General features: G+C 47.5%; 29 protein-coding genes. 23 read left to right on the top strand and 6 right to left on the bottom strand.

Translation table 11 applies throughout. The features are described from left to right. Positions 1-738 precede the first annotated feature (738 nt). The 3 genes from ACO2Q8_RS16770 to ACO2Q8_RS16760 form a co-directional block, all read right to left on the bottom strand. The gene (locus ACO2Q8_RS16770) at positions 739-1,617 is read right to left on the bottom strand and encodes a hypothetical protein (protein ID WP_423345996.1); all 879 of its coding nucleotides are present in this window, start codon (positions 1,615-1,617) and stop codon (positions 739-741) included. Then, a complete protein-coding gene (locus tag ACO2Q8_RS16765; protein ID WP_423345995.1) occupies positions 1,586-2,896 on the bottom strand; it encodes an AAA family ATPase in 1,311 nt (436 codons plus the stop codon). Before ACO2Q8_RS16765 ends, ACO2Q8_RS16770 begins: the two co-directional genes overlap by 32 nt. Positions 2,897-2,968: 72 nt before the next feature. Continuing rightward, positions 2,969-3,313 carry a helix-turn-helix domain-containing protein gene (locus tag ACO2Q8_RS16760; RefSeq protein ID WP_423345994.1) on the bottom strand — a complete coding sequence of 115 codons (345 nt, stop codon included), beginning with the start codon at positions 3,311-3,313 and terminating at the stop codon, positions 2,969-2,971. 161 nt (positions 3,314-3,474) lie between these two features. Between ACO2Q8_RS16760 and ACO2Q8_RS16755 the strand changes: the two genes are divergently transcribed. The 9 genes from ACO2Q8_RS16755 (at position 3,475) to ACO2Q8_RS16715 (ending at position 8,902) form a co-directional block, all read left to right on the top strand. After that, the gene (locus tag ACO2Q8_RS16755) at positions 3,475-3,705 is read left to right on the top strand and encodes a hypothetical protein (RefSeq protein WP_423345993.1); all 231 of its coding nucleotides are present in this window, start codon (positions 3,475-3,477) and stop codon (positions 3,703-3,705) included. Between the two features lie 57 nt (positions 3,706-3,762). Continuing rightward, positions 3,763-3,972 carry a hypothetical protein gene (locus ACO2Q8_RS16750; RefSeq protein WP_423345992.1) on the top strand — a complete coding sequence of 70 codons (210 nt, stop codon included), beginning with the start codon at positions 3,763-3,765 and terminating at the stop codon, positions 3,970-3,972. 9 nt (positions 3,973-3,981) lie between these two features. Next, positions 3,982-4,224, top strand: a complete 243-nt coding sequence (locus ACO2Q8_RS16745; RefSeq protein ID WP_423345991.1) for a hypothetical protein — start codon at positions 3,982-3,984, stop codon at positions 4,222-4,224. A 165-nt stretch (positions 4,225-4,389) separates the two neighbouring features. Beyond that, entirely contained in the window at positions 4,390-7,323 is a 2,934-nt protein-coding gene (locus ACO2Q8_RS16740; protein ID WP_423345990.1) for a hypothetical protein, read from the top strand. A gap of 209 nt (positions 7,324-7,532) precedes the next feature. Continuing rightward, positions 7,533-7,817: a hypothetical protein gene (locus ACO2Q8_RS16735; protein ID WP_423345989.1), complete on the top strand. Its 285-nt coding sequence runs from the start codon at positions 7,533-7,535 to the stop codon at positions 7,815-7,817. 69 nt (positions 7,818-7,886) lie between these two features. Continuing rightward, on the top strand, positions 7,887-8,081 hold the full coding sequence (locus ACO2Q8_RS16730) for a hypothetical protein (RefSeq protein WP_423345988.1): 195 nt from the start codon (positions 7,887-7,889) through the stop codon (positions 8,079-8,081). 92 nt (positions 8,082-8,173) lie between these two features. Continuing rightward, positions 8,174-8,311 (top strand): hypothetical protein, encoded by a 138-nt coding sequence (locus tag ACO2Q8_RS16725; protein ID WP_423345987.1) that lies wholly within the window; start codon positions 8,174-8,176, stop codon positions 8,309-8,311. Continuing rightward, on the top strand, positions 8,308-8,661 hold the full coding sequence (locus tag ACO2Q8_RS16720) for a hypothetical protein (protein ID WP_423345986.1): 354 nt from the start codon (positions 8,308-8,310) through the stop codon (positions 8,659-8,661). The genes ACO2Q8_RS16725 and ACO2Q8_RS16720 overlap by 4 nt, the downstream gene beginning before the upstream one ends. Continuing rightward, positions 8,639-8,902 carry a hypothetical protein gene (locus ACO2Q8_RS16715; RefSeq protein WP_423345985.1) on the top strand — a complete coding sequence of 88 codons (264 nt, stop codon included), beginning with the start codon at positions 8,639-8,641 and terminating at the stop codon, positions 8,900-8,902. Before ACO2Q8_RS16720 ends, ACO2Q8_RS16715 begins: the two co-directional genes overlap by 23 nt. A 234-nt stretch (positions 8,903-9,136) precedes the next feature. Here ACO2Q8_RS16715 and ACO2Q8_RS16710 read toward each other — a convergent pair whose 3' ends face one another. Next, on the bottom strand, positions 9,137-9,883 hold the full coding sequence (locus ACO2Q8_RS16710) for a hypothetical protein (protein WP_423345984.1): 747 nt from the start codon (positions 9,881-9,883) through the stop codon (positions 9,137-9,139). 52 nt (positions 9,884-9,935) lie between these two features. Further along, on the bottom strand, positions 9,936-11,225 hold the full coding sequence (locus ACO2Q8_RS16705; RefSeq protein WP_423345983.1) for a hypothetical protein: 1,290 nt from the start codon (positions 11,223-11,225) through the stop codon (positions 9,936-9,938). Between the two features lie 825 nt (positions 11,226-12,050). Here ACO2Q8_RS16705 and ACO2Q8_RS16700 point away from each other — a divergent pair. The 12 genes from ACO2Q8_RS16700 to ACO2Q8_RS16645 all read left to right on the top strand — a co-directional run bounded on the left by ACO2Q8_RS16700 (position 12,051) and on the right by ACO2Q8_RS16645 (position 21,077). Then, complete coding sequence (locus tag ACO2Q8_RS16700; protein ID WP_423345982.1) at positions 12,051-12,569, top strand: hypothetical protein; 519 nt, start codon at positions 12,051-12,053, stop codon at positions 12,567-12,569. 199 nt (positions 12,570-12,768) lie between these two features. Further along, the gene (locus ACO2Q8_RS16695; protein WP_423345981.1) at positions 12,769-13,371 is read left to right on the top strand and encodes a hypothetical protein; all 603 of its coding nucleotides are present in this window, start codon (positions 12,769-12,771) and stop codon (positions 13,369-13,371) included. A 12-nt stretch (positions 13,372-13,383) separates the two neighbouring features. Continuing rightward, on the top strand, positions 13,384-15,102 hold the full coding sequence (locus tag ACO2Q8_RS16690) for a hypothetical protein (RefSeq protein WP_423345980.1): 1,719 nt from the start codon (positions 13,384-13,386) through the stop codon (positions 15,100-15,102). A gap of 3 nt (positions 15,103-15,105) precedes the next feature. Further along, complete coding sequence (locus ACO2Q8_RS16685) at positions 15,106-15,615, top strand: hypothetical protein (protein ID WP_423345979.1); 510 nt, start codon at positions 15,106-15,108, stop codon at positions 15,613-15,615. Between the two features lies 1 nt (position 15,616). Further along, positions 15,617-16,000 (top strand): DUF1353 domain-containing protein, encoded by a 384-nt coding sequence (locus ACO2Q8_RS16680; protein WP_423345978.1) that lies wholly within the window; start codon positions 15,617-15,619, stop codon positions 15,998-16,000. Between the two features lie 41 nt (positions 16,001-16,041). Beyond that, positions 16,042-16,926, top strand: coding sequence for a S49 family peptidase (locus ACO2Q8_RS16675; RefSeq protein ID WP_423345977.1), 885 nt, complete (start codon positions 16,042-16,044; stop codon positions 16,924-16,926). 35 nt (positions 16,927-16,961) lie between these two features. Continuing rightward, positions 16,962-17,495, top strand: coding sequence for a hypothetical protein (locus tag ACO2Q8_RS16670; RefSeq protein WP_423345976.1), 534 nt, complete (start codon positions 16,962-16,964; stop codon positions 17,493-17,495). A gap of 77 nt (positions 17,496-17,572) precedes the next feature. Beyond that, positions 17,573-18,565, top strand: a complete 993-nt coding sequence (locus tag ACO2Q8_RS16665) for a hypothetical protein (protein ID WP_423345975.1) — start codon at positions 17,573-17,575, stop codon at positions 18,563-18,565. A gap of 95 nt (positions 18,566-18,660) precedes the next feature. Then, positions 18,661-19,374, top strand: coding sequence for a hypothetical protein (locus ACO2Q8_RS16660; protein WP_423345974.1), 714 nt, complete (start codon positions 18,661-18,663; stop codon positions 19,372-19,374). Positions 19,375-19,558: 184 nt separating this feature from the next. Further along, positions 19,559-20,059, top strand: coding sequence for a hypothetical protein (locus ACO2Q8_RS16655; RefSeq protein ID WP_423345973.1), 501 nt, complete (start codon positions 19,559-19,561; stop codon positions 20,057-20,059). Positions 20,060-20,119: 60 nt separating this feature from the next. Then, on the top strand, positions 20,120-20,377 hold the full coding sequence (locus ACO2Q8_RS16650; protein WP_423345972.1) for a hypothetical protein: 258 nt from the start codon (positions 20,120-20,122) through the stop codon (positions 20,375-20,377). Further along, complete coding sequence (locus ACO2Q8_RS16645; RefSeq protein ID WP_423345971.1) at positions 20,367-21,077, top strand: hypothetical protein; 711 nt, start codon at positions 20,367-20,369, stop codon at positions 21,075-21,077. Before ACO2Q8_RS16650 ends, ACO2Q8_RS16645 begins: the two co-directional genes overlap by 11 nt. A gap of 11 nt (positions 21,078-21,088) precedes the next feature. Here the strand turns inward: ACO2Q8_RS16645 and ACO2Q8_RS16640 are convergent, their stop codons facing one another. Next, positions 21,089-22,069, bottom strand: coding sequence for a DUF5677 domain-containing protein (locus tag ACO2Q8_RS16640; protein ID WP_423345970.1), 981 nt, complete (start codon positions 22,067-22,069; stop codon positions 21,089-21,091). A 106-nt stretch (positions 22,070-22,175) separates the two neighbouring features. Here ACO2Q8_RS16640 and ACO2Q8_RS16635 point away from each other — a divergent pair, with 106 nt between their 5' ends. Both ACO2Q8_RS16635 and ACO2Q8_RS16630 read left to right on the top strand, forming a co-directional pair. Then, positions 22,176-22,697 carry a hypothetical protein gene (locus ACO2Q8_RS16635; protein ID WP_423345969.1) on the top strand — a complete coding sequence of 174 codons (522 nt, stop codon included), beginning with the start codon at positions 22,176-22,178 and terminating at the stop codon, positions 22,695-22,697. Then, on the top strand, positions 22,687-24,267 hold the full coding sequence (locus ACO2Q8_RS16630) for a terminase large subunit domain-containing protein (protein ID WP_423345968.1): 1,581 nt from the start codon (positions 22,687-22,689) through the stop codon (positions 24,265-24,267). Before ACO2Q8_RS16635 ends, ACO2Q8_RS16630 begins: the two co-directional genes overlap by 11 nt. Positions 24,268-24,292 lie beyond the last annotated feature (25 nt).

Genomic DNA, 24,292 nt, shown 5'->3' with positions numbered 1-24,292 from the left:
CCCCGTTAGGGCCGCTTGTGAGGAGCGCGAAATTAGCGCATCTGACGCCTTGCGCGATTTAATTGCAAAAAGTGTCAGAAATCACAAGAATGGGAGGGGGAAAGCGACCATTACGGAGGAATAAATCGCCGATTTTATGTATCAAATCTTGTATCAAATAAAAAAGCCACCTACACGTCTTGTTGTGTAAGTGGCTGATTATCAGTGTGCACTCGTAGGGAAATGATACGGTGCTGATTAATAGAATTTTAGAAAAAATTCGGAATTGGGTAGGAGCAAATTGACTTACCTGGTTAGGTTGCTGGACATCCTTATCCTGTTGCTGCTCCAATCTCTTTGTTTGTGCTAAAATGGCTTCCTTTTGACGAAGACCACCAAGACAATCTTTCCAAGTCCCCATATTTATTAGCAAATTGTGCAGATTTGTTAATAAAATAAGTGCATTAGCCTGGTTAACAAGAATGCATAGTTTGGCAACTATATCTGTGTGCATTTTATTTCTGGCTCTTTGATTCAAAACTCTCATTTAAAACGCGCTGATAAAGTCTGTAATAGATTGGAATGCACCATTGAAATCATTATATTCGTATTAGAATGTACTCAATATTCTTATCAATTAATAGAATATATCCCAAGATTAAAATTGTTTGTTATTACTTTTATGTCATTGAGGTTATAAAATCAAGAATATTTATATAACCTTATAAAAAGTTATCAGTGGAGTTGTTTTATAAAATCTTATGTAAATTGACTGTTATAATAAGAGATTTTATCTGGTGAGTTAATAATAGTTTGTTTTATTTGATTGATGGCGCATCTTATAACTAAGTCGATAGGGACAGACTTTAAGGAACAATATTGTTTGAGTACATATGCTACCATTGAAATACAGTAATCACCCAAAAGGTGGCTATAACAGAATCTTTCGATGTCAATTTGATTTCTTAATCCATGATTATAAACTTTGCATTTGTTTAATTTTTTAAGATTAAACAGTTTTTCAACTTCGTTTACATTTATTTCTGGGAAACTTTTTTTTGATTCTATTATTAGCCTTCTGTGCCCTTTTCTTGGAAAGAATGCTTTGGACTTATGGGCTAGTAAGCTATCTGCATAAACACTAAATGTAATATCCTTTAAAAATTTGGTGTATGCATTCAAAATTTGATTGTTAATTGTCAGAAAATCAGCAGACAGTTGTTGGATCACTATGTAAATTGTGTTTATATTCCAAACATCATTTTCCCAACTATATCCGTGGGTATAAAAAATTAGTCTATTGGTGGTAGAAATATCTATTTTGTCGAAATCTCTATCCATAGCCACAATTGTATTTGATATTACTCCCCCCTCAATATCAACAACTAATTGTTTTAAAGTTGTTTTCGAACCAACAGATTTGAATTTATATTTTTTGATATCACGATAAATAGAGAATACGTTTTTCCAGAATAAGATATCCTCAGTATCTTCATCATAATGGCCAAGTTTTACCTGGTCATAAGTGTAGCTATTTCCTCCTTCAACATATACAACAAAATCAACATTATAAAACAAGAAAGAATTTGAAATTCCACTATTTGTCCTAATAAATGGCTTCGCTCGATCCTTCATCATGAATACAATTTTCGATATGAATTACTGAGTCAGAATATGAGCTTACAATATCAGGTGAGTGTGTCGCAAATATTATTTGAGAATTTGGGTTTATTTCAATTAAGCTTTTTACTAATCTTTCTTGCCATTCAATATGAAGTGAGAGCTCTGGTTCATCAGCGATATAAACATGAGGTTTAGACTCTTGTAGCATACATTCACCAAGAATGATAAGCAATTGTTTTTCGCCAGAGGAAAGGTCAAATAAAGTCAATGACTTGTCACTTGGTGTTATAATCTCTAGTGTATTATCTTTTTTTATTTTTAGTTCTTTTCTTTTATACAGGTTATTTATAATATTAATAAAAAGATCTCTAAAGCGGAAGATGTCTTTGCTTGCATTTTCAATAGAATTATTGTAATTGTGTATTTTCTCTAAATACTGAAACCTAAGTATCGTTGATATATCATCGAATATTGTTTCGTAATTTCTGTTATATATTCTATCCCTTGCACTCATATATTGATCATATAGCATTTCATAAATCTCATTATTAGAGAGATAATTTTCAGGAAAATTTATGCTAATTTTTTCAGATTTAAGCAGGTTTATGAATTCATTTTTACTTGTAACACTTATAAGTTTTTCTTCAGTTATATGGTAGTCAAATAAATTCGGTAAGTGTTCCTTTTGAGCCATTGTTTGAGCAGAAGAAAACCTGTTCTCTAAAAACGAGAAATACTTAATAAAGCGATTTGATAAATCATTTAACTTTAAATCAACGCTAGATTCAATGCTTTCTCTGTTGATATTGTTATTTATTAAATGTGTTGATCGGTTAATAGAAAGCCAGCTAATATTTAAATATCCTTGTATTTTAGCGCGTAACAAATATTCACTAGAGGTCGAACTGTAAGCTCCCATAGAGTAGTCATGTACAAGAGTTCCTTCGATTGTTGGAAAATCTCCAAAATTGTAAAACTCTCTTTCACCAGAATCTAATTGGCCTATACTGTAAGTGATAATTGAACTAGCGTAAATACCGGCAGTTGCTTTATTTATTTCTAAAGTAATTGTTGATCCCTTATTCTGATCTTCTAGAATTAGAATTATTCTATTGAAATCGTTTTTCTTCAAATCGCTTATGTTAACATAAAGTGCAGCTACAATAATATTAATTATTGTAGTTTTTCCAGAGCCATTGACCCCAATCAAGAAATTTACATCATTTTGAAAAACAATATTTACAATTTTATTACTCCAGAAATTTTCAATATTTACTTGCTTAATATAGTACATGTGGTAAGTTTTTAATACGTGTACAATCAATTGTAATTCAGTGAGATTAGTAGTAGCGCCCGCACGAGGGCGTCAATTCCGATCTTCGATTCTGGCTTCTTGCTTCTTAATTTTTTCTTCCTGCTTCTCAATGACCTTACGCTGAAGTTCAATGATTTCTTCAGCCTTAATCATTACGTATCCAGCGGGGGCTTCCGGTGTAGTATTCTGCTTTAATTCGATACCTTCAATTAGATAAGTGGTCGTGGTTGAAAGGATTTCAGCCAGTTTGCGTACGTCCGATAATGTTGGCTCGGTTTTTCCTTTTTCCCATGAGCCAATAACATTTCTATGCTTCTTTCCCATAAGTCGCGCCAGATCTTCCTGGGACAACTTTTGGGACTCACGTAACCGCTTTATACGCTCTCCAAAATCCATCAACGCACAAAATTTTGCACGATAAAAGTTGCAGATGTAATTTTTATCTTACATTTGCTGCATAAAAGTTGCAATCTAAGATTTGGTGACACCAAATCTGGCTAAATGTACGCTAAAAGTTGCATAAGGCAACTTTAATCCATCCTTTAATAAAAAACGCAATGCAAAAAGTAACATCAGCCCAGTACTGGAAAAACCGGATGGAAGAAGCCAAAAAGCGCCTTCCGGATGAAATGGGACAACAGAAAGTACTGGAAGCCGTAGTGAAACTAGCGCCCGAACTGGACAAACTCACGAACGCGAACCGCTGGCGAAATGCCTGGTTTCTGCATGCTGGCGATCCGCAATTCACGGAACTTGTCGAACAGGTGGCGGCCGGCCTGGAATGTTAACGCCCGCTAATCGCGCTCCCCCTTTGTTTTCCGTACCCATTCATCCTTTGATACACCATGAACCTTCAAACGATTATCCACCAGTACGAGGATAATTCCCTTCCGAGCCAGCCCGATCCGTATCTGGAACGCGCCCGGCTGATCGTAGAATCAGCCGCCCTTCAGGCCCAATACCTGCCCGGCCTGAAGTATTTCCGCCAAACCATGCTTGCCATTGAATCGCTGATCACCCGAACCCTCACAACCCGTTACGGCTGTAACGACTAACCCCTTATCATGATGGAAAATCTACTGACCGACGACATTAAGAAAATCATTCAGGGGTGTTTGTTCGACTGCCAATCCATTGACTTCAACGAGTCCAGAAACAGCTTCTCGGTTAAACAGACATCCGGTTTTGTACACTGTGACCAGTTCCTTCCACTTTTTGAAACCGACGTACGGGTTTACATCAATACGGTTTCAATCGAAGATAATGAGCTAAATGCCCATTTCATTCTGTATCGGGAGCAATTCTAGCCCTTTCACATTTGGCCTATTCTAATGAAAAGCTACTCATTCAATAACTGGCTTCGGCGTCCAATTATGGGAGTAAAGTAAGGATTATTCTTGCCAGGAGTCCGCTGATAAGGCTTTGCCTATGGCGTAGCCATACCCTCTTATGTCATTCATCCTTACATTTCCATGAAGAAGAAAATAGAGATAAACGATCTGCTGGCCATCGATGGCGGGCTATCGTATATCGTTCACCGTTTACCGGATGCCGCCGAAAGCGTAAACCACCGAAACCGGAAGTTCAAGCTTCGGCCGGAAGAAAAAACGGCTTCGGCCAGTCTGAAACAAGATCCGAATACGGGAACGTACATCGTAAAAGATTTTGGATCGTCGGAAAAGGCCATGAACGCCGTGGCGGTGGCTCAATTTCTGGATGGAACGGATTTCGTTACGGCGCTGAAGGCCGTGGCGGTTTTCTACAAATACGAAGGGGCCGACGTGCCGGAAGCCAAACCGGGATATAAAAGCTGGCCAGCGAAGCCCGACGAAGGCGAAGGCCAGATGAACTTCGAATTTAAGGAATTTGAGATCCACGACCTGAAGGCGCTGTTTTCTACGAATGCCTGGAATGCCCTGGGCCACAACGACGAAACGCGCCTACTAACGGGAACCCGGATTTGTACCTACTATCATTACAAATGCCTGAAATCGTATACGCAAACGAAGGAAGGCAAAACCCACCAGTATAGCAGTAACGAACTGTTTCCGATGTTCCTGATCGATGAAGGGGAATGGAAGAAGCTGTATAAACCGAAGGCGGAAAAGAAATTCCGGTTTCAGTCGACCGGGAACAAACCGATCGATTTTATCCACGGACTGGCCCAGGCCCAGAAAAAGGTGGCTGAACTGGTGGCCACCAATCCGGAGCCTGGCGAAGAAGATCTGGACGATGGCGATAAACCGGCCAAAAAGAAGAAAAAAGGCCCGGAAAAGCTGGAAGAATTAATCCTTTGTACGGGCGGATCGGACGCCCTGAACGTGGCCGCCCTGGGCTATGCGGTGATCTGGCAAAACAGCGAAACGGCCGTTTTGTCGCCATCGGATTACAAAACGCTGGGCCGCCTGGCCGAAAGGATTTATAACCTGCCGGATATTGACGTGACCGGCCGCCGTGAAGCCCACAAACTGGCCATGACGTACCTGGAAATCCGGACGATCTGGCTTCCGGATGAGTTGCGGAAGCGCCTGGACGCGAATGGGAATCCCTGCAAAGACGTACGTGATTACCTGAAGTACCATCGGAAGAACGAGTTTCTGGAGTTGGTGAAGGTGGCGCTTCCGTATCAGTTCTGGGATCAGGATGTGGCGCTGGATCGGGATGGCACCCCGAAGATGAAGTTCGGGAAGCTGTTGATGGAGTATAAGTTTAACAATGTACACGCCTACAACTTTCTACGCGCCAACGGTTTTGCCCGGTATCGATCGCCGAAGGAGAAAGACGGTTTTTGCTTCGTTCGGGAGCAAAACAACATCGTTTCCAAGATCGAACCGAGTTCGGTGAAAGACTTCATCCACAACTTTCTGGAAGAACGCCGGTACGCCGTGGATCTTAGGAATGCGATGTACAAAACGCCGTACCTGGGCGATACCAGCATTTCGAACCTGGGCTTTTTTGAAGGAGATTTTCAGACCTACGGCCCGGACTACCAGTACTTGTTTTTCCAGAAAGCTACCTGGAAGATCACGGCCGAAGCCATCCAGGAAGAGAAATCGGCCAACCTGGAGAAACATATCTGGGAACATAAGGTGATTCAGCGGCCGGTGAAGATCCTGCCGGATATGTTAACGATCACCAAGGACGCCGAAGGCCAGTATGATCTGGAGATCGGCCCGGAACCGGCTTTGTTCCTGAAGTTTCTGATCCAGACCAGCCGAAGCCACTGGCGGAAAGAACTAGAAGAACGCCTGGATCTGGGCCTGATGGATCGACCGGCCCAGGTGGAGTACTGCAACGACAACAACCTGAGCAACGATGATTTGAAGGCGATGCTTTACTGGAGTACGCCGGAACGCCAGATCGAATACAAAAAGAAGTACCAGTTTGCCATCGATGGCGAATTGCTGACGAACGAAGAAATCCAGGAACAGAAGCTTCATCTGATCAACAAAATCTACGCGATCGGGTATCTGTTGCATCGCTACAAAAATCCAGCGAAGCCCTGGGCGGTTTTTGTGATGGATGCGAAGATCAGCGAAAACAGCGAAAGCCACGGCGGGGCGGGGAAGGGGATCTTGGCAAAAGGGGTTTACAAGCTGCTGACGAAAGTGCAGCTAGACGGACGGAACCCGCAACTGGTGGACAATAAGCACTTGCTGGAAAACGTCGATCAGGATACGGATCTGATCCACGTTGAAGATGCCCACGAATCGCTTCCCTTCGGTTTCTTCTACGCGCCACTAACCAGCGCTACCACGGTAAACCCCAAACAAAAGCGATCGTTTGAACTGGAATACGCGGTTTCGCCGAAGTGGCTGTTTGATACCAATTTCGGAGATCGGTATACAGATCCCTCCAGCCGACGCCGGAAGCTTTATGTGGCTTTTTCGGACTACTACCACGAAAATACGGGCGACTACCGGGAAAGCCGTTCGCCAGCGGACGAATTCGGGATGAACCTGTTTGATGATTTCGATGAAGCCGAATGGAACCGGTTTTACAACTTCATGGCGCAATGCCTGAAGTTTTACCTGGGTTGTCAGGACAAGCTGGAAGCGCCACTGTCGAACCTGTCGAAGCGGAACCTGATCGCGGTGATGGGGGATCACTTCAGAAATTGGGCCGATGCGTATTTCTCGCTCGAAGGTGGCCGCCTGGATCAACTGATCATTAAGGAAGATGCCCAGGAAGATCTGTTCCGTTCCTCCAAAATTAAGATGAGCAGCCAGCAATTTAAGCGGGCGCTGAAAGCCTGGTGTAGCTTCAACGGCTACCAGTACAATCCTACCGAACTCCAGAATAAGCAAGGCCTGATTATCCGGAAGAACAGCGAAAACGTCTCGAAAGAATTCATCTACATCCGGACGCCGGATAAGGAAATTGACGAAGTGGCCAAGCTGAAATAAGACCTTTCATTCATCCTTTACTATACCGAACCCCATGAAAATCCCGAAGGCCCGAAGCCCGTAGAATCCAAAGATTGTTTGGTCGGGCAACTGTTCAAACGGCTGCCGTCGGGCTGGGCCCGGCCGGATCCGGCCAAAAGTGACCGGGTGCCGCAGCTCACGCACCGAATTTTATTCTGAAATCATTCATCCTTTAATTTCCATAAACAATGCTTCTTTTCTCTGTTGAAACCATCCGGCCACTGTCTAAACTATCCGCACTTGAAGCGCACCTGGTCGACGTGGCCCAACGCTGGGCGAAAGGTGAGGGCGTAATGAAACCGGTTTCGCTGAAGGCCTTTCTGCTGCTGCTGAAGAATGAACTAAAGTGGTATACGCGGGATCATAAGGCTTCGCCCCATGTATCGATCCGGCTGGCGAATGATGGCCGCGAAGTCCAGATTTTAACGGCGGACACGACCGAACTAACCGCCCGGATCCGCGCAAGGCGATGAGCCTTCCGGAAGCCCGGACGCACATCGGAAATCCCAAAACAACCCTCTAAACTTTATTCAAACTTTAAAATGGCATTTCTCCAAAAACGAAACCTGGACGATGTAATCGCCATCATTCGGGAAGCGGAAGATCTGTGGTCGATGATCGTGGATTCAATTCCGGATGGCCAGGTAACGACCGAATTATGGTCGGAGATCCGGGAAGTAGATCAGGCGCTGCCTAGCGCCAGGCTGACCATCGAAGCAATCAAAAACCAGGTGTAACCCCACTTATATTTTTTGTAAAGGGTGGAAAATTACCCCACAATTTTCCACCCGCCTTTTACCACCCTATCATCCTTTACTACTTCTGATACATGATTCTGCTGCAATCCTTCAACGTGGCCAGCCTGGTTCTGGCGCTTACGCTCTTACTGCCTGGGCTTCTTTGCCTGGTGATCCTGTACGCCCTGGTATACGGGCTGATTCTGAATATTAAACGCCTGAAGCGATGACAACCGGCCAGAAGAACAAGGTGATTCAATACCTGGTGCAAAACGTGGCGCTGGTAATGCTGGCGAAAACCGAATCCGAACCATCGATCCGAAAGGCGGCTGATAAACATCGGGCAAAGCTTCTATCGGAACTGACGCCGGAAGAACACGCGCCGATTTTCCTGATGCGGGACATTCTGCTGAAGCTGGCCAATCGGCTGGTGAACTGTCAATCGGTTGATGATTTAACGCATACGGAACACCTGATTCAAGAATTGATTGCTGGCCGGGTGCTGATTGTGGATGAAGCCACTGGAGACTATTTGAAAGCCCAACTGGACGCGCAACATGGAAGCGAAGCCGGAAACTAAACCCGCCCGAACGGTTGCGCTGTATAGCTGGTGGAAATCGAAGGACGGAAAGCGCCAGTTCGCCGTGGTCGACAAGCAATATAAGGGCGTAACGGCTGACCTGCGAACCGTCGGGATTTGGCTCCTGGAAGTAGGCGATCCGAACGCTTTTTATCACGCCCTGGGCGATTTTTGGGCGCTGGTGGATAAGGAATCGCTGGTGGAGATGAAAGGCGGGAAAGAAGTGCCAAAGGCTACATGAAACGCTAACTGGTCGAAGTGGGTACTCAAGTTAAGTTTGCGCTGGTTGAAGAACACAAATTCATGGCTTCATCGATTGATGAAGCCATGAAAATTGATGAAACTAGGATTTATGAGAATGGCTTAAATTAATCAATAGACAAATGATATCCATAGAAGTATAATAATTGTCGGGATTTAAGACTAAAAAGCTAGAAACTAAGAATTTACAGTAATTTATTGGTAGGGTCATTATTTAAAATCCTTTACATAATGTAATCCTTGTCATTGTATGAATACAATAAAAGTAATGAGCTACTTTTTGTAAAGCATCTCGAACTTCGACTAATGTATTTCTTATGTGTTTATATCCATCAGTTATATTATTGTTACCATCAACTATTAATAAAGTGAAAGTTGGTTTATTGTTTATAGTTTTTTGCTCTTGGACTTCCTTTACAAAATCATCAATGCTTGAAGATTTAAATTTCTGCATTGTGTACTTTTCGTTGTCAAGTGGACTATTTTTAGTAATTGGGTAACGAAAATATGAGCTATCTTGGTCATATTTTGAGATTACTGGGAATAATATTGATATTTCTTCTACTTCACGCCAATCACCCTTCGAGGCTATTTCGTTTAAAATTTCTATATTTGGTAATAATAAAAAATTAAGCCAATACTCATATAACTTATCAATATAATGAATTGTGTACAATTTTTTTAATTTACCATCTATCAATATTTCAGGGGTGTCACTTTCAAATGATTCATTAGGGTAATTAATTTGTAGTTCTTTGTGGAAAATTATTATCAAAGATTTTAAGTATAGTTCAATAGAGTGTCTATATAGAAAGTTCTGTGGCATCTCAGCTTGTTGGGTGATCTCATAATGCTCAAATTTGTTTTCTCTTAAATGTTCAGCACTTCTAAAATAGGACTCTGCGGTTATTCCAAACCCTTTATCTGGATGCATCTCAATTGCTGTAAATAAATAATTCATAGTAAAGAGGATTTGAATAAAAGTGACTGTTTATTATAGTTGAAACTATTTTTTATGTTCTGTTAATATTAAATTCAACTTCAAGCATAAACTTCAATGTTGTTTCCGCTTTAATTTTAATTGCAAAAAGTTGTTCCAACTCAAAGCCACTTTCTATACTGTGTGTCCCATCTTGAAAGAGGTTGATGAATTCGATCGTTGCTTGAATATCTTTTTCAATAAATTTATTTAGCTTATTGTTTGAAATATTTCTGCAAATGTAAAGGAGTCTAGCTTTTCTTGTTGGCCTATCCTCATGATAATTCGATTTTTCCTGAGTCCACTTTTTTATTTCATCATCTGGAGCAAGTAAGTGCATCAAATGTGTAAAAAGTTCTCTTATAGAAACTGAGAAATGCCTTGCTTTGTCTGGATTATTTGAGTTGTATGCCTCTAATGCTCCTTTCCACATACTTAAAAGACCCTTCTGAATTTTTGGTAGGTATTCGCTCAGAGAATTCTCGTTTTCAAGTTGTATTTCTGTTTTAATTACTTCTTCTTCGACAGAAATATCTTCCTCTGTTGTGATCGTCTCTAAGAAATTAGCACTTGTGTAAAACTCAACAGGCAATAATTTTGTAATTGAAGAAGGTATATCTAAATATGTTTTTGGGAGGGTGGCAAAAGAATTTAATAGGGATGAGTAATCTGTAGAAAGATCAAGGAAAGATTGGCTAATTAATAATTTGTTTTCACTATTAATTTTAATTCTATCACCAAGGGTTTCCCATTTGAAAGATGATAGGGATTTTTCAGCGAAAAGGGAAAGCTCTGAAGCCCGTGCAATACTAGATTGGATATTTAATGAAAGTAGATTTTCGGATCCAAGAGCTTTAATAGCTGATTGGCTAAACTTAGAGGAGTCAAAAGGAGTAATTGTTGGTACCGCAAGCATCGAGCCTTTAATTACTTCTGAAAATGTAGACTGAGGTTCCTGTAAATAAAAAGCTGAAATATCTTTTAAGTTAGATAGTTTTGCAAATGTTAAGGTAGCACTTCTAGAAATCTCAAGTGCTTTTGAAAATGAAGATATATTATTTATGTCAGGTAATACTTTTTGGAAATTGTACAAAGAAGATATTCTCTCTTGAAGGCCTGTTATAGAGTTTATTAAGCTTGATTGAAATTGAGGTTGATTAAATAGTTTAAGTTGACTTGATACTGAGTTAATGCTTGAACTATAACTAGTAATAAAGTCAATCGCAGGTTTATACATATTATCTTGAATTATCGATTGTGGAACCACAATCGATAATTCTCTATCTTTTTTATTTTTGTTTGACTTTTTATTTTGTCTTTTCATGGTGGCCTGAAGGTAAGGTTTTAATTTATTACAATATTTTTTATCAAGGCCTATAAACATACTAAGTAATTCCCGTTTTGGTGCCACTAATTTTTTTAACGGTTAAATATTCTTTTTGTACAAATGCTGCCAACCCCACAAGCGCCTGTTTACGGGCGTTTTTTTTGCCCAGCGGCCCGGCTTGGGTTTCCTTGCAACCTTCCAGGAAGAATTTTCAGAAAATTCTTTAACTTCTTAAACCAAGCGGATTTTTACCGATAATTGGCTGGCTATCAGTGGTTAAAGAATTTATATTTTTTTTAACTAAGTTTAAGAAGTTAAAAAAAATAGAGAAAGTTTAAATATGAAGGGGGCAACATTTTAAGGCAAAATCGGCCGGTTAAAGAATTTTTTGACCCGGTTAAGAAAATTGAATCAATTCTTTAACCAAAAATTGGCTTGAAATTCAGCTAGTTAAGGCCCAGATTTAAGAAGTTAAAAAGTTAAAGAATTTTTCCACTTTTTACCTACGCGTGTTGCGCAGCCGTGGCGGTGTAAAAGGGATGCTGGCCACGATGGCAGCCACAAGGTCAACTTTTGAAAGTACAATTGTAGGGAGCGGTTTTGGGCGTTTGGGGGCGGCCAATCGAGAGAAAAAAGGTAAGAATTTTTATGAGTAGCTTTCTTTTCCTGAAAACGAGAAAACCGCTACATTTAACAGACTACCAACTCGAAGCCGGTTATCAGGAACTACTTAGAAAGCTGCGTATTTGTTCTGTCTGGATAAGGCGTTGATAGTTAGCCGGTTTTATTTGATCATCCATCAATATCCTTCATTCATCCTTTATGACGTTAAGCATCCCTGTTAAACCGCACATCAAACAGTTTTTCCAGTCGTCGTATGTGCTGGGTAAAGAAGCGATCGAAGTTCGGCGGAATTCGCGCCTGGGCGAACTGGTGGCCGCTGTGTTCTGTACGTATCCGCTTCAGGAAGTCGACCTGGAAGATTTGACGCCGGTTCCGATCCTGGATCCGGAAAGTTTGCACCTGAAGCTGAAGTTCGATCTTCGGCCTTCGCTGGTGACGGATCAGCGGCTTTTGCAAGTCGGGCGGCTGCTGGAAGTGTTGTTCGAGTTTTACGCCATCGGCTGGTGTAAAGGTCGCATGGATATTTTTCCCAGCCTGAACGGTTCGGCGGTTCGGTTCACGGATAAGCACAAGATCAACCCGGATCATTATTCGGCAGATGCGGTGCGGAAACTGGTGGCCCGATCGGCCCGGGCTACCGATCCAATGTATGACAAACTTTCGGTAGGGGAGAAGCGGGCGCTGGCGGATGCCGGGATGGTGGCGTGTCCAAACTGAAACGTGTCCAATTTTGGGGAAAACACGTCCTTTTTTTGAAAAAACGAGTCCAGAAAACCGCTGATTTGTCCAGCGGTTTTTTGTTTGCCTAATGGTGGGTAAGCTGGCCGCTTTCAGGCGGTTTCGCGGGCGGATTCGTTGCCAATTCCGCCCTTTTTGTGTCCTACTTTTTTCCGGATCCGGGGGCGTCCTTCGCTCCATGTATTTACAGCTATTCGATACAGCCGCCGAAAGCTTGGAATCGGTATTCGGCGAAGGCAACGCGGGCGGGCTTCGTCGGCTTCGGCTGGTGCCATCCCACCAGCTTCAGTTCATTCATCCGGAGCGGTTCCCACCACCCGGCCAGCGGGGGTACGATGATATTATCCTGTCGGATCAGCACTTGATTTTTGCACCTGGCTACATGATTACCGACGTGGATGTTTTGCCCGAACTGGCCGAATTTTCTGAACCGGCCGAAACCTCCAGCCAGGGCGTTTTCTTCAATCCTTCCATTCAGATCGTGCTGCCGAAGATCCGGCCCGACGTAACGATCTGGATCCACCGAAATCGGGAAGTTCGATGGATCGCGTTTATCGGTGATCGGAACGGCTTTTTCCGCTGTGTCGGTACGCCCACCCAACCGCTTCGCCTGGCGATCCAGGCACAAACCGGAACCCATACCGGCCGGAACCAGACGGTTCTAAGCTTTGCCGGAAGCGTGAGCCAGCCCGCTTATTACATGGATGGTATTGAAAATGAGGATCTGATCAATCCGCTGGCGGATTTCGATGAGTCCTTTTCGTTTGATTTCAACTCTTAAATTTTCTTTCCAATGGCTTTTAACGTCAATGCAATTAAGGCGATGATCGACGCCGGGATCATTTCCGCGCCACCTGCCAAAATCAATACGGCCGAATCGATGCGGAATTTTCTGAAGGCCTTCGTGGATCTGCTGGCGGCCCAGGAGTTTACGCCGGATCACGAATGGAACGGCACCCAACTAAGGTTTATTCGTGCCGATGGTGTGCCGGGAAATTACGTCGAACTGAAGGGGGCAACGGGCGCACCAGGCGCAACGGGGGCGAAAGGCGATCCGGGAACGTTGACAAACAGCGCCATTCCGGCCCGGACAACGCCGATCAACCGCACCCAGGATAAGCTGGTGCTTCAGCGCCAGGATGGCGTTCTGGAGAAAGCCAACCTGTTCCAAATCGCCGGGGGCTTTCCGCTGGTACTGGGCAACCTGATTACAAACGGAAACGGCGAATTCGGGGATCTGAGCAATTTCCATACGGGGAATTCCAACCTTTCGTACGATCCGACGCAAGCGCCACCAGCCGGGGGAAAAGGGGCGTTTAAGTACGTAGGCGCAAACGCTACCCTACGGACGACGGATTTTATTCCGGTGAACCTGCTACGGCGGCTGCGGCTGTCGGTGGTGGCCCGCCACGGCGACGCCAGCGGGGCCAATTATGACGCAGCCGCCCGGTGTTATTTCGGGATTGCCTGTTATGACAGTGAAGGCCAGGAGATTCAGCCGCCCCATTGGGCAAAGGTAACGGGAACCCAGACCACCCTGGCGGCTGCTCTGAATACGGGGCAAACCACGATGACCTTAACGAGTTCGGCCAACTGGCACAATGGAGCCACGGCGGCACACCGGGGCTTTGCCTGGTATCCGTATACGAACGGCCTGGGCCAGATCTTTCCGGATTACGGATATTCCCGCAACATTTCGGCGAACTATAACGCCTATTCGCTGGGCAACGGTGGAGCCTGGGCGCAAGGGGGCATAGCTGGGAACGTGGTCACGCTTCGCGTTCCCTGGCCCGGCCCGAACCTTCCGGCCGGAACAAAGGTGGCCAACGTGATGGAAGGTGGGACTTATATGTACAGTTCGGTTCTGAATAATGGCCTGGTTCCCAACGCCTGGACGCTGTACGAATGTTACATCCAGGGCATTAACGCGGGCAATTCGGAAGATCCGGCAAACCTTCAATTCCGCCCAGGTACGGCGTTTATCCGGCCGATTCTGTTGATCAACTACAACAACCCGGCCGCCACGACCACCTTTTACTTTACGATGCTGGATATTCGGGAAGCCGGGTTCGATACCAGTCTGATCCTGGGGGCCAGCAATGCCTTTACCGGAGCCAATACGTTCGCCGGATCCAGCACGTTCAACGGCGATGTATCGGTAAAACGCTTAACGGCGGCCGGGAACGCGCCCACCATTGCAGCCCAATCCGGGGCCGGATCGGGAGCTTCGGCGACCATTACGGCCGGATCGACGGATATGGCCGGAACCTTAACGATCATGATGGGAACCAGCCCGGGAACGAACGTGGCCGTGGCGGTGATCACGTTTTCTTCCGCCCTGGCGGCCGCGCCGAAAGCCATTCTGTTAACGGCCCGAAGCAACCAGGGGGCCATGTCGATCACGCGGTTCTACATCCTGACCAAAACCGCCACGTCCTTTACGATCAGTTCCACGGATGCCGCGCCAACGGCGTCAACGGCTTATACCTACGATTACCTTGTTATTGCTTAACTCATGGAAAACAATACGTTACAGGCGCTAGGCCTGCTTATTTCGGAAACCGGAGCCATCGCCGGGATCGAAGTCCCGATTTCGGGAACCACCCTGTTAGGCCCAGGCCTTCAGCGCCGGGTACGGCTCAAGCGGCTGACCTTCGATGATGATCTGGAGATTACGGCCCTGTTTGAAATGCGGGTGTTCGATGACGAAGGCCGGGATCTGGCCGGGTTCTACAGCAAGGATAACGCCCTGCCGCCGTTTGTGGCCCGCGAACGCCTGGCGAGGGTACAACCGATTGAAATTCCGAGAACCACCCGGGATAGTTTCCGGAACGCCCAAACGGGCGAAGTGGTGCTGTCGGATGGGCCAAACGCGGTGCCGGAACTGGTTTTCTTTCAGTCGATGGCGCTGCCGCACCTTCAGGCTCAGGGCTTGCCACTGGATGGATCGGAACCGTACCTGGTGGTGGTGTACCTGATGCTGGCAAACATTATCCGCGAAAAGGACGCCCTGGGCGAATTCTGAAATGGAAAACCAGTTGGTGGTTCGCTACCGGGAAGAAGATCCCGAAAAGCCGGATCGGTGGGAAGTAACCCAGCCGATCCGGTTTCACACGCTGATCGGTGAGGTGGAAATTCCGGCCGGATACGTAACCGATTTTGCGTCGGTGCCGGTGTGGCTGTGGGGAATCTTCCCGCCGATCGGGCGGCACAACCGCGCCAGTGTGCTGCATGATTACTGGTACGATAACCGCCTGGGCGAAAACGAGTACGGAGCCGAAGCGGCCCGACGCCTGGCGGATGTGGAATACCGGATCCGGCTGGATCAGGCCGAGCCGAAGCGCAGGCTTCGGAACTACCTGATGTACCTGGCGCTTCGGTGGTTTGCCCGCCGTTGGTGGGTTGAATAGTGTCCTATTCCAGCGCCCGGATCCGTGGTATTGTTGCGGCCATGTTGGAAGCATACTTAAACGCAAAGTGGGCGCTGGAGCCGTTGTTTCACGACCGGATGGCCAAGATGGCTTTAGACCGGATTGCCCTGGGCCACACGCCCTTCGCGGCCACGGCCGACCGGGTGGATAAGGATCGGAAAGATCCCTATTTCGTGGCCGTTCTGCCCGGCCAACAGCGCCAGGCTTCCGGATCCTGGGGCTACGAACGGCTTCAGAAACCGAAGGGCGAAACCGGCCGGATCGTGGTGCTGCCGATCATTGGCACGATGAGCCGGTACGGGGATTTTTGCACCTACGGAACGGAAGATTATGCCCAGTGGATCATCGAAGCGAACGATGATCCATCGGTATCGGCGATTGTGCTGGAACTGAATTCGCCCGGTGGCCAAGTGGACGGAACCGAGTATTTGGGCGAAGTGATCCGCCAGAGCCAGAAGCCGGTGGTGGCTTTCGTGGCCGGAATGGCGGCTTCGGCGGCTTACTGGATCGCCAGCCAGGCCAGGCTGATCGTGATGGAGTCCGAAACCAGTTCGGAAGTGGGATCGATCGGCGTACTGGCCATGCACGTCGACGCCAGCAAAGCCTACGAAAAGGAAGGCTATAAAGTAACTATCGTTCGTTCGTCGGGATCGCCGGACAAAGCCCTGTTTAACTCCATCGAACCGCTGTCTGAAACCGTTCTGGCCGAAACCAAAGAGATTCTGGACGCCATCCGGGATACGTTCGTGGATACGGTCAAAATGGGCCGCCCAGGCATTTCAGAAGATGTGTTTTCGGGCAAAATGTTTATCGGCCGCCAGGCGATCAAACGCAAGATGGCGGATCGGATCGGCTTTCTGGGCGATGCCATTGCCGAAGCGGATCGGCTGGCGAAAACGGCTTAACACCTGCATCATTCATCCTTTAAATTTTATCCATAATGTCAACCAAAACGCTGAAAAGCTTCGCCCGCAAACAGGCCAGCGCCGAGCAAGCCGAAGCCGCCGAACAAGCGGCCACGGAAACCACGGCGGCCGAATCGACGGAAACCGAATCCACGGCCGAATCCACGGCGGCCGAAACCACGGGGGGCGAATCCACGGAAACGGAATCATCGGCTGATTCGACGGAAGAATCTGAATCGACGGAAGAAACCGAATCCACGGCGGCCGGTGAAACGGAATCGGGAACGGACGCTTCGGCCAGTACCGGCAACCCGCCCAGCGCCGAACTGAAGCCCGGAATGATCGCCGTGAATGCGTCGGAACTGAAGGCGCTTCAGGAGAAAGCCGCCAAATGGGACGCCAACGAAGGCAAGCTGAAAACGCTTCAGGCCTGGTACGACAATACGATCAAGGTGGGGGCAATGGCAAAGGAAGATATTTCCACCACCAGCGACCGGGGCGCTTCCAAAGTGGCCAGCCAGCCCTGGAACCAGGCCGCCCGCGAAATCGCCGAACGGTATCATTCCTGACGCCATTCCCGCCCTGATCGGATTCCTTTTTTCACCTGTTTAATTTTTTCATTCATCCTTTAATTTTTCTCAAGCAAATGGCGGATTCGCTGAATTTAACGGCCCTTGCCGACTCCCTGGAGACCTACGCGCGGGACAACAAAGAACACATCTTTTTTAAGGCGCTGGTGCCGGGTGTGGATGGTGGCGTGGCTGAATCGCCGATCGTTCCGATCGCCGAGTACATGACCACCATGAACGCCACGGATGAAGTGGTACTGACGAACCTGGAAGTGGGCGACGTGGCCCAGCCAGGCGGGAAGGATTCCTTCAACCCCACGGCCAATGCGGTCAACTTTAAGCCCAGAGTGGCCAAAGTGAAGCCCGCCAAAGTGGATATGCAGTTCACGCACTCCAAACTGCTGATGCTGTATAAGTCGTATCTGGGCCAGGTGAAGGCCAAACAGATCGATCCGGAAAAAGTGCCGTTTGAAGAATACATCACGGCGCGGGTGATTGGCAAATTCCAGGAGAACATCCGGGTCAAAACCCTGTTCAACGGGGTTTATAACGCGGCTGGCACTGGCCCGCTGGATATTGCCGACGGATTGAAAACGCAAATCCTGGCGGCCATTGTGGCCGGGGATGTTCCGGCCGGGAATATCATCGATACGGCGGTGCTTTCGTCGACAAATGCGGTGGCGGAAATTGAAAAGATCATCGCCGGGATTCCGGATGCCGAGTTCTACGCCGGGGATCTGATTTGTGTCTGTAACCGGACGGTTAAGACCAACTACGAAGCCGATTATCGTACGCGGTACGGTACGCTGCCCTACAACAGCGGGCAACTCAAGCCGACGATCGTGGGAACGGATATTCCCTTCATCGTTGAGCCGGGTTTGTCGGGCTTCAACCGGCCGATTTTCACCACACGCGGAAACTTCGTCTATCTGTACGATGATATGTCGGGATCCGATACGCTGGCGGTCGATTACGGCAAACGGACGCGGGATATTGCGTGGGTAATGGATTGCCAGGTGGCGGCCGGGATCGCCGTGGCCGAACAACTTTGGACGAATGACGGAGTGTAGTAAGCCATCCGGAAGCCGCTGATCAGTAGCGGCTTCCGGTTTTATTCTGAAGTATTCATTCATCTTTTTCATTCATCCTTTAACATCAAGTGGTTATGAAGTCTTTTTTGAAGTATGCGTTTTTTGCCCTGACCACCCTGGCCTTCGCCTTTTTTCCGGATCAGGTGGCCCTGGCGGTTTCGTCGTTGGATGGTCTGTCGTTTCTGAAGGATGCCCTGGCGCAGCCCGAAGGCGTGACGGTCGGGATGGCGTTTTTGAGCCTGGCGAATATCGACGCCACCAGCTACCAGAAACCCAACCCGGGCGGGATCCGGACGCTGTTTATCGCCTTACGGAAGGATATACAGGGCGTTTGGCCGAAAGAAACCGACATCGTGGGCGGTGAAATCCAGAACGGCCCGACAATGGCGGCCGGAAAAGCCTTTGCCGAATACCAGTATCCGGATGGGACTTGTTCGCTGGATGATGACGCCGGGGGCGATCCGGGTTTCCAGAGCTACAAGCACACGCTGGAATTCATGATGGCGGGCTTTAGCAAGGAACTGGCGGCCGAGATCCGCAAGCACCTGAACGCGGGCTGTGTGGTGATCGTGGAACAGAACGATGGCCAGTTTGTGGTGGGCGGTTCGTCGGACAACCCGATTTATGTGAAGCCTGGCTTCAAATCGGGTAAGAAAGGCAACGACAAACGCGGCTACACGCTGAAGGGCGAACAGGATGGCTTTATGTGGGGAATTCTGCCGCTGAAGCCGACGGCGGTGGCGGCCCTGGGATTGCTTCCGGACGAAGAAGCGGGCGGGGGCGCTTAGTAACGGCCGATGCTGACGAAGTATGAGCTGATCCACGTTCCCAGCGGGGGCGTGGATCATTTGCTGGATGGTCGACGGGTACGGATCGATCATCGGCTAACCGACGAACAGGCCGAACAACTGATGGCCGTTGGCGTACCGTACTTCAAACCGATTTCCAACCTTTCAAACCCTGATCGAACTGATGGGACTGACCAAAGAACAACGGGCGCAACGAGCCGCCGAAAAGGCTCAAAAAGAAGCAAACCAAAGCCAGCCAACCCAGAACCCGCCGAAACCGAATGAACCAGCCACGGATAAGGCTGGCGATCCGGACGAAACCGCTTCGCCGGAAGCGGGGCAAGATCCGTCCCAGGATCCGGAGCCAGTTGGCGAAGAACTGGATGAAGCCTTGATCCAGCGTTCGGCCCGAATTCGGGAAAATGCCCAGGCCGAACTGGATCAGCTTCGGGCGCAATCGAAAGCCCGGACGCCCGCCGTGGATTCTGCCGCCGTGGATGAAGATCCGGAAGAAGCGCCAGGCGATGAACCAGCGGACGCTGATCCGGCCCAGGATGAATACGCCCAGCGGGTTCGGGACAATGCCGCCCGCGAACTGTTGGGGATGCGCCTGGCGTCAGCCTTAAGGGCTGTACATGCCACCAAAACGGCCCAGGAAGCCCAGCCCGATCGGCGAACCAAGTAAACCGATGAAACCACAAAAGGCGGTCTGGATTTAGGCCGCCTTTTGGCATTTATTCGCCCTATGTACGTTAACGCTATTCCCGCACTTTCGGACGAACTGGAGCGCCTGGCGATCGATCCGGGGCTATTGCTGCAAGCCCTGGAACGGTACGCCGAACAGTTTAGCCAGTTTGTCGAACTGAACCATGATCAGTATGAACGGCCGATCGAATGGCTGGATGTAAAAGACATGGAAAAGACGGTAAACGATTTTGTGGCGCTGCTGCCGAAGATCTGTCCGATTGACGAAGATTTTACCATCGAAGAAGATGATGAATGAAACCGAATGGAAGGCCCAGCGGAAAAAAGCCCAGGCCAATTACGAACTAAAGAAAATGCTGGTGGGGGCGGGACGCGCCACGGCGGCCGAAGTCGAAGAAGCCAGGCGGATCTTTGACGCCCTGAAAGCGTACCAGCCCGAAGCGCCTGGCGTGGATTCGCCTTGCGTGGATCGGCCCGCCGTACCTACTCCAGCGCCGAAAACGGCCGCCGTGGAATCGGCCGCCGTGGTGCCAGGGATGCCGGTTCCGGAGTTTACGAAGCTGCTGGAAGAACTGACCATCGAGCGCCAGGAGTATCACAAACAAATGTGTTTGAGGTCGAACCGCCTGGGCGATTATCCGGATGAAACGAACCTGAAGGATCTGGTGGACGAAATCCAAGAGTACAAAGCGAAGCGGAACGCGGTGGCCGAGAAAATAGCCTATCTGAAGGCAAACGGCCGCCTACCTGCAACGCCCGGCCCAGCGGACGATAACGCGCCAGAAGTCCAGGAATCGGCCTTCCTGGCGAACCTGCCCGCCGATCGCTACGAGTTGAACAAACTACTGGTAAATTCTTTGATGCCGAAGCTGTATCGGGCAAAGAAAGGCCTGGCGGGGGCGGAATCGGAACTGTGGAAAGCCCACTACCGGAAAGAGATGGCGAAGGCCAAGGCGGCCGTGGATGCGGCTAAACGCCAGCTCTCAGCGATGGCTTGAATAATGGCTTTTTATTGTTGTTCTTTTATTGGAAACTTTTCAATTCTTTCAACAAAATATTTTAAGAAGGTTTGAAACCATTTTCTCATTTCTTCTTCCTTTTCCGGTATATGTTTTGTAACTATTTCATTATAAGAATCATATGCAAAATTTGCGCCAATTGAAAAGATTTCGTTTGCTTTGTTTGGGTTTTTCATTTGTCCGATGAATGCGTTACCATTTTCATCCCTGAAAAGATTTCCAGAATGTAAATTGGTACCATGAGTAGCATCCGAAAATGTGCTATAAACATGCTCATACCAATCCGATTTGTTAAGTCTTTCAGCCAGTGCTGAAAGACTTCCTGGGCCTTTAAAGAATGAGTACCACTTAAAATTCACTTTTTTGTCTTTGTCTAGTTTATCATGAAAAGCTTTAATCTCTTTATTCCGATCAGAGTTTAATAGTTTCGTTAATTTTTCAATATTCTCTTCTAAAACATGCTTTGGAATAGGTGGAGAAGATTGAATCCACCGCCCTTTTTTTCGGATTTCTTTTCTGCTTTTGTATTCATCTGTCCCTGGAAGTAAAGATCTATAATATTTATATTTTCTATAGTTTTCCATATAAGTAAAGGCTAAACAACGCCGTTTTGTATCTTCTCTTAAAAGCCAATCTAGTGACAAGTTTGCTTCCAGTAAGCTTCTAATTATGATTTTAGAGGTATGAATATGAGAGCTTTTGAATGTTACAGAAAGAGCATCCGAAAGTTCTACCACTTGCCTTAATAAGTATATAATTGGAAGTTGGTAGAAGTCATCTTCAGTTTCGATTTTCCATTTTAGTACGTGAGTCCCAAAACCAGCTAAGTCTTTAAAGGCTTCACTACAAATGTCTAAAACCCGTTGAACTTTGGGGTTCTCATTACTTTCTGGTAAAAGTTCTTCGATTGCCTGATAAGTCATTTTTTTTGATTTTGGTTTTGGATTGAATTTAATAAGATAATCAATCATACAGATCAAGGAAATGCACAATCAGGTACAATTGGGCCTTTTTATGTCCTACCAAGCCAAATTTTAAGGCCTTAACATTGCCTACACGGAAAATTTTTCTGGAGAAATGGCAAAAACTACGGCGCTTCAGCGGATGAAAAAAGCCCTGAAGATCGATGAACACAAGCTGGATAAGTTTCTGGCGTACTACTACGAAAACGCGGCCCTGTCGGATGATGATCTGAAAATGCTGGAGAAGTACCGCAAGGCTTGGAGCTTTCTAAGCCTGGGCCGAACGTACGATATGGCGCTGGCAATGCTGATGAAGGATTACAAGATCCAGGAACGCCAGGCGCGGTACATTATATCCGAAGCCAGTTATCTATTCGGCCACGTTCAAACCATCGACAAACAGGCGAAGAAAATGGCCAGCGCCAACTATTTCCGGCTACTGTCGAACATCGCCAGGTCAAACGGCGACATTGAAGCCGCCAGCCGCGCCTGGGAACGCGCCGATAAGCTGGAAGGCTTGCACGATGAAGATAAGATCGGTTTAAATCCGGATGATTTCTTACGGGCGGCCAAATTCATCTTTACCGATAACGTGAACGTCCTGATTCAGCAACAAAAACGCGCCGATGATGAGTAAAACAGCGACGCCGGGGCCGATACGCAAGATCTACGCCAACGCCAAACAACTAAAGTTCCTACGCTCCAGGGCGAAGCGGAAAACCTTCCAGGGCGGCCGGGGATCGGGCAAAACGACGACGCTGGGAAACGTGGTCGGAATGATGTTTGAAGCCATGCCCAGGGCGAAAGTGGTGCTGGCAGGTTTAACGTACGTTCAGCTTGATCTGATTGTGCTGCCGGAAGTGAAAAACGCCCTTTCCCGCATGGGTTACGTGGAGTACTCGAAAGTAACCCCCCACGGCGTATACGTGATCGGCCAGATGCCGCCGGATCACTGGTACAAACCTTACTCCAGCCCTGGAAAACGGGGCTGGCAGTACTGTATCTGTTTTATCAACGGGTTTACGCTCCAGCTAGTCAGCCAGGATCGGCCTGATAGCCAGCGGGGGATTAACTCAGATGGCTTGCTGGTGGATGAATCGGCCACGATGAAGCACGAATTCATCAAAACCGTTTTGCTACCTGCCAAACGAGCGAACCGCTACGCCGATTTTTCCAAATCCCACATGCACCTGGCGTATTACGATTTTTCGTCGGCTGCCTGGGATCAGGCCGGGATGTGGATCTACGAAACGGAAGAAAAATGGAAGGCCGAACTGGAAAAACGCGCCGAGATGAGCGACGACGAAAAAGAACGCATTCCGCCCGAAACGCTTTTTCTGGAGTCCACTTTTCAGGATAATCAGGACGTTCTACCGGAAAATTATTTGCAGGTTTTGACCGATTCGTTAGATCCGATCACGCTGGATGTGGAAGTCTGGAATAAGCGCTTGGGCCGCCTTCCAAACGGTTTTTATTTCGCCTTTTTCACCGAAAAGCACTGTTATTTTGAAAGTTTCCGCTACGAATACGACGACCGGACAAAACTGCATTTGCACCAGTCGAACGATTATCGGGAAGGAAAATTACTGGAAGTATCGCTGGATTTTAACGCGGCCATTTGCTGGCTGGTGATTGCCCAGGAAGTAGGGGCGGAATTACGGGTAATTAACAGCCTGTTCCGGAAGCCCTCCCTGACTACTGATAAGAACCTTGTGGTGCAACTGGCCGAAGAATTTGATCGGGTCTACCAGAAACACCCAGGGAAAGAGGTAGCCGTATGGGGCGATCCTTCGGGGCGGTCTAAATCGGCCGCTTCCAGCATGGAGAATAAGCCCTTCTTTGATCAGTTCTGTGATGTGCTGATTAAGGCCGGGTGGAAGGTCAGGCGTGACTACCATCGGTTCACGTACCCCAGCCACAAAGACAAATACATTCTGATCAATCACCTGCTGGAAGAAGGGTCTGATCGTACGCCTAGGCTGCGGTTCAATCAGAACCATAACAAGGCGCTGATCATCGGGATGCAACTGGCACCCGTAACGGGCGAGTTCAAGAAGGACAAGCGCAGCGAGCAAACCGCGAAGGATCGGGAGTATGCCACCGATGGTACGGATGCGCTTGATTACCTGGTTTGGGGCAAGTACCGCAAACACCTACCGAACAGCCGATCCGGCCAGCAAAACCAGCTATTCGTTTACCGGGGCTGATCATCGAATCGATGCCGATAATTCA

Source organism: Larkinella sp. VNQ87 (genome assembly GCF_049445795.1).
Taxonomy (GTDB): Bacteria; Bacteroidota; Bacteroidia; order Cytophagales; family Spirosomataceae; genus Larkinella.
Note: the sequence above shows the minus strand (reverse complement) of the source record. Positions and strands in the feature narration are given on the sequence as shown.

What these genes read in the sequence shown, in the direction of transcription:
- ACO2Q8_RS16770 (WP_423345996.1), bottom strand. Translation starts at nt 1,617, where the DNA reads ATGATGAAGGATCGAGCGAAGCCATTTATTAGGACAAATAGTGGAATT.
- ACO2Q8_RS16765 (WP_423345995.1), bottom strand. Translation starts at nt 2,896, where the DNA reads ATGTACTATATTAAGCAAGTAAATATTGAAAATTTCTGGAGTAATAAA.
- ACO2Q8_RS16760 (WP_423345994.1), bottom strand. Translation starts at nt 3,313, where the DNA reads ATGGATTTTGGAGAGCGTATAAAGCGGTTACGTGAGTCCCAAAAGTTG.
- ACO2Q8_RS16755 (WP_423345993.1), top strand. Translation starts at nt 3,475, where the DNA reads ATGCAAAAAGTAACATCAGCCCAGTACTGGAAAAACCGGATGGAAGAA.
- ACO2Q8_RS16750 (WP_423345992.1), top strand. Translation starts at nt 3,763, where the DNA reads ATGAACCTTCAAACGATTATCCACCAGTACGAGGATAATTCCCTTCCG.
- ACO2Q8_RS16745 (WP_423345991.1), top strand. Translation starts at nt 3,982, where the DNA reads ATGATGGAAAATCTACTGACCGACGACATTAAGAAAATCATTCAGGGG.
- ACO2Q8_RS16740 (WP_423345990.1), top strand. Translation starts at nt 4,390, where the DNA reads ATGAAGAAGAAAATAGAGATAAACGATCTGCTGGCCATCGATGGCGGG.
- ACO2Q8_RS16735 (WP_423345989.1), top strand. Translation starts at nt 7,533, where the DNA reads ATGCTTCTTTTCTCTGTTGAAACCATCCGGCCACTGTCTAAACTATCC.
- ACO2Q8_RS16730 (WP_423345988.1), top strand. Translation starts at nt 7,887, where the DNA reads ATGGCATTTCTCCAAAAACGAAACCTGGACGATGTAATCGCCATCATT.
- ACO2Q8_RS16725 (WP_423345987.1), top strand. Translation starts at nt 8,174, where the DNA reads ATGATTCTGCTGCAATCCTTCAACGTGGCCAGCCTGGTTCTGGCGCTT.
- ACO2Q8_RS16720 (WP_423345986.1), top strand. Translation starts at nt 8,308, where the DNA reads ATGACAACCGGCCAGAAGAACAAGGTGATTCAATACCTGGTGCAAAAC.
- ACO2Q8_RS16715 (WP_423345985.1), top strand. Translation starts at nt 8,639, where the DNA reads ATGGAAGCGAAGCCGGAAACTAAACCCGCCCGAACGGTTGCGCTGTAT.
- ACO2Q8_RS16710 (WP_423345984.1), bottom strand. Translation starts at nt 9,883, where the DNA reads ATGAATTATTTATTTACAGCAATTGAGATGCATCCAGATAAAGGGTTT.
- ACO2Q8_RS16705 (WP_423345983.1), bottom strand. Translation starts at nt 11,225, where the DNA reads ATGAAAAGACAAAATAAAAAGTCAAACAAAAATAAAAAAGATAGAGAA.
- ACO2Q8_RS16700 (WP_423345982.1), top strand. Translation starts at nt 12,051, where the DNA reads ATGACGTTAAGCATCCCTGTTAAACCGCACATCAAACAGTTTTTCCAG.
- ACO2Q8_RS16695 (WP_423345981.1), top strand. Translation starts at nt 12,769, where the DNA reads ATGTATTTACAGCTATTCGATACAGCCGCCGAAAGCTTGGAATCGGTA.
- ACO2Q8_RS16690 (WP_423345980.1), top strand. Translation starts at nt 13,384, where the DNA reads ATGGCTTTTAACGTCAATGCAATTAAGGCGATGATCGACGCCGGGATC.
- ACO2Q8_RS16685 (WP_423345979.1), top strand. Translation starts at nt 15,106, where the DNA reads ATGGAAAACAATACGTTACAGGCGCTAGGCCTGCTTATTTCGGAAACC.
- ACO2Q8_RS16680 (WP_423345978.1), top strand. Translation starts at nt 15,617, where the DNA reads ATGGAAAACCAGTTGGTGGTTCGCTACCGGGAAGAAGATCCCGAAAAG.
- ACO2Q8_RS16675 (WP_423345977.1), top strand. Translation starts at nt 16,042, where the DNA reads ATGTTGGAAGCATACTTAAACGCAAAGTGGGCGCTGGAGCCGTTGTTT.
- ACO2Q8_RS16670 (WP_423345976.1), top strand. Translation starts at nt 16,962, where the DNA reads ATGTCAACCAAAACGCTGAAAAGCTTCGCCCGCAAACAGGCCAGCGCC.
- ACO2Q8_RS16665 (WP_423345975.1), top strand. Translation starts at nt 17,573, where the DNA reads ATGGCGGATTCGCTGAATTTAACGGCCCTTGCCGACTCCCTGGAGACC.
- ACO2Q8_RS16660 (WP_423345974.1), top strand. Translation starts at nt 18,661, where the DNA reads ATGAAGTCTTTTTTGAAGTATGCGTTTTTTGCCCTGACCACCCTGGCC.
- ACO2Q8_RS16655 (WP_423345973.1), top strand. Translation starts at nt 19,559, where the DNA reads ATGGGACTGACCAAAGAACAACGGGCGCAACGAGCCGCCGAAAAGGCT.
- ACO2Q8_RS16650 (WP_423345972.1), top strand. Translation starts at nt 20,120, where the DNA reads ATGTACGTTAACGCTATTCCCGCACTTTCGGACGAACTGGAGCGCCTG.
- ACO2Q8_RS16645 (WP_423345971.1), top strand. Translation starts at nt 20,367, where the DNA reads ATGATGAATGAAACCGAATGGAAGGCCCAGCGGAAAAAAGCCCAGGCC.
- ACO2Q8_RS16640 (WP_423345970.1), bottom strand. Translation starts at nt 22,069, where the DNA reads ATGATTGATTATCTTATTAAATTCAATCCAAAACCAAAATCAAAAAAA.
- ACO2Q8_RS16635 (WP_423345969.1), top strand. Translation starts at nt 22,176, where the DNA reads ATGGCAAAAACTACGGCGCTTCAGCGGATGAAAAAAGCCCTGAAGATC.
- ACO2Q8_RS16630 (WP_423345968.1), top strand. Translation starts at nt 22,687, where the DNA reads ATGATGAGTAAAACAGCGACGCCGGGGCCGATACGCAAGATCTACGCC.